Origin of the sequence: Paraburkholderia sediminicola (assembly GCF_046026895.1) — a bacterium.
Classification (GTDB): domain Bacteria; phylum Pseudomonadota; class Gammaproteobacteria; order Burkholderiales; family Burkholderiaceae; genus Paraburkholderia; species Paraburkholderia sediminicola_C.
Map to the genome: position 1 here is coordinate 1 of NZ_JAQQEU010000196.1, position 2370 is coordinate 2370.

The window sequence follows — 2370 nt, forward strand, 5'->3', positions numbered from 1 at the left end:
CATCATTACGTCGCTCAATCCACTCCTGCGTGGCTGGTTCGGCTATTTCCAGCACGCCCACCGCTACACCTTCTCGTCCGTCGACGGCTTTGTTCGTCGCCGTCTGCGAGCGATCCTGCGCCGACAGCTTCATCGTCCGGCTCAAGGTCACTGCCTTCGAGATCACGCGCGATGGCCGAATGCCTTCTTCGCTAATCTTGGGCTATTCACGATGTCTGAGGCCCTTGAATCGGCGCGCCAATCCCGATGTGGAAACAACTGACTGGAGAGCCCGTCGCGGGAAAACTGCACACCGGGTTCGGAGGGAGGGGACGGCGATCGCCGTTTCCTACCCCTATCCGTTGGCGGTTTGTGGCCGGTCTGTGCTTTTCAGGCAGCCGCCGAGCGCGCAGCTCCGTGTCGCATATATCGCGAGACCTGCAATATAAGGAGTGTGTCACCCCGACGAACGGCGGCCAGGGCCTGATCTAGCCCCGGCCGCGACCGATTGGTGCCGGTCAATCCGCGATGCGTATAGATCCGATCTGGCGCGACGCCGAGTTCGGCGAGCGCGCACTGTTGGACGCTCAAGTCGGTCGAACAGCGAGCGTATCCGGTGCGCTCCGAGGATGAGGCACGCCTGTCGCCGTTCGGTCATGAGTACATCAACATGCTCGGGCGCTATTCGTTCTCGGTGCCGGAGTCCGTCGCGCGCGGAGAGCTGCGCCCTTTGATCAGAGAGAACGATCTATGAAATACCTTGGGCGAGCTCGCCGGGCTTAACTGACTTCCCTGTTCCATTGCTCCCCAGCCCCCTATAGAAGTGCCCGCCAAACACGGTGCGGGGATACTGGTGCCGCAGTTCAGCGTTGACGGCAGGCTGATGTTAGCGGCGGTGCAAATCCGACACTAAACGGCGGCGCAAGGTTGAGTAAAAGCGTCAACAACCGTGGTCAGTCGTTGGCGCCCATGGTCGAGCGTGCCGGTCGTTAGTCAGAATGGATCGGCCTCGTTGTCACGAGGAGGGTGAGGGTTTCCAGGAGGCGAGCGCTGTTCGCGCAGCAGTTCATTGAGCGCAATCTGATAGTGCCCGACGATGCGCTCGCGGAGATCGTCGATAAGTTCGACGACAGCGAGCGCCTGATCAGCAGACCAGTTCTCCGCGATCAGGAACTCGAGCCCGTGGGTGATACCTGAAGGCTGATGAAGGGGCTTCATGGTTTTGTCTTCCCGCCGCGTGCCGCACCGCGCCTGCTTGCCCGCTGCTCGGCGCGTTCACGGGCTTCCTTCACCCGGTATGACTCTCCTTCGATGGCGATGACTTCCGCGCGGTGCACCAGCCGGTCTACCAGCGAGACGACGCATGCGGCGTTTGGAAACACCTCTGACCATTCTGCAAATGGTCGATTGGTTGTCACGACTGTACTCGCGACTCCATACCGGCGGCTGATCAGTTCGAACAGCAGGTCGGCATTGCGATTGGAATAGGACAGGTATCCGAGCTCGTCAATGACGAGCACCGCAGGCGACGTATAGCGGTGCAGCCGCCGGCGTAAGGCCGAGTCACTGTCGAGCGCAGCGAGCTCACCGAGCATCTGGCCGGCGCTCGTGAACAGCGCCGTGTGCCCGTTCACGAGCGCCTGGTAGGCCAGGTTTAGCGCGCCAGCGTCGACTTGCCCACGCCGTTCGGGCCAATCAGTACTACGTTGGCGTAGTCCCTGACGAACTCGAGCGACATCAGCTCTTCGAGCGCGAGCCGGTCGCAGCGCGTAGGCCACGCCCAGTCGAAGTCGCACAGCGGTTTGAAGTTACCCAGATGGGCGTCGCGAATGCGCCGTTCAAGCGAACGGCGGGCACGCTCGTCTTCCTCCCATTGCACGAGCGGTTCGACCCAGTCAGCATTGGTGAGCTCGGGCCAGTGCGTCAGCAGCCCGTACAGGCGCAAGGCGTTTGCGCGGCTTTGCAGATTCTCAGTCGTGCTCATCGTGCACTCCATTGAGCTGATCGTAGATGTCGAGCCGGTGGGGCGTCACCAGCGTGTCCTTGTTGCGCACGTGTTCGGGCAGACTGATGGTCACCGGCGGAGGTGCCTGGCGGGCTTCGCGCCGACGCTCGAGCGCCAGACGCACCGGATTCTGGTGAGGCGCGGCATCGCTGGCGAGCGTTTCCTCAATCGCCGCCTGCAGCTCGGCCGCGCCATAGCGGTCAAGCAGGCGTAGCAGCTGGGCGGTGATGTTGCCCAGATTGGCGCCGCGCTCAGCGGCGCGCAGCATCAGGGTCCGGCTGGCTGGCGCGGCATGGGCCAGATGGTCCAGACCACGATGGTGGCGCGCTTCGCGTTTGCTGGCGACGAGCGCGTCCAGATGTGCGGCGATCTCGATCTGCGCGCCA

At 62.8% G+C, this 2370-nt stretch carries 3 protein-coding genes and 2 pseudogenes; 1 reads left to right on the forward strand and 4 read right to left on the reverse strand.

The genetic code is table 11. From position 1 onward, the window contains the following. Nucleotides 1-4 precede the first annotated feature (4 nt). On the forward strand, nt 5-262 hold the full coding sequence (locus tag PQR02_RS40165) for a group II intron maturase-specific domain-containing protein (protein WP_408243347.1): 258 nt from the start codon (nt 5-7) through the stop codon (nt 260-262). Between the two features lie 107 nt (nt 263-369). Here PQR02_RS40165 and PQR02_RS40170 read toward each other — a convergent pair whose 3' ends face one another. The 4 genes and pseudogenes from PQR02_RS40170 to PQR02_RS40185 all read right to left on the reverse strand — a co-directional run. After that, on the reverse strand, nt 370-570 hold the full coding sequence (locus tag PQR02_RS40170) for a recombinase family protein (RefSeq protein WP_408243346.1): 201 nt from the start codon (nt 568-570) through the stop codon (nt 370-372). Nucleotides 571-972: 402 nt separating this feature from the next. Next, nucleotides 973-1197, reverse strand: a complete 225-nt coding sequence (locus PQR02_RS40175; RefSeq protein WP_200654721.1) for a hypothetical protein — start codon at nt 1195-1197, stop codon at nt 973-975. Continuing rightward, a pseudogene (gene istB, locus PQR02_RS40180) lies at nt 1194-1963 on the reverse strand (IS21-like element helper ATPase IstB). The gene PQR02_RS40175 and the pseudogene istB overlap by 4 nt, the downstream one beginning before the upstream one ends. Further along, nucleotides 1950-2370: pseudogene (locus tag PQR02_RS40185) on the reverse strand (IS21 family transposase); the annotation flags it as partial. The pseudogenes istB and PQR02_RS40185, both read right to left, overlap by 14 nt.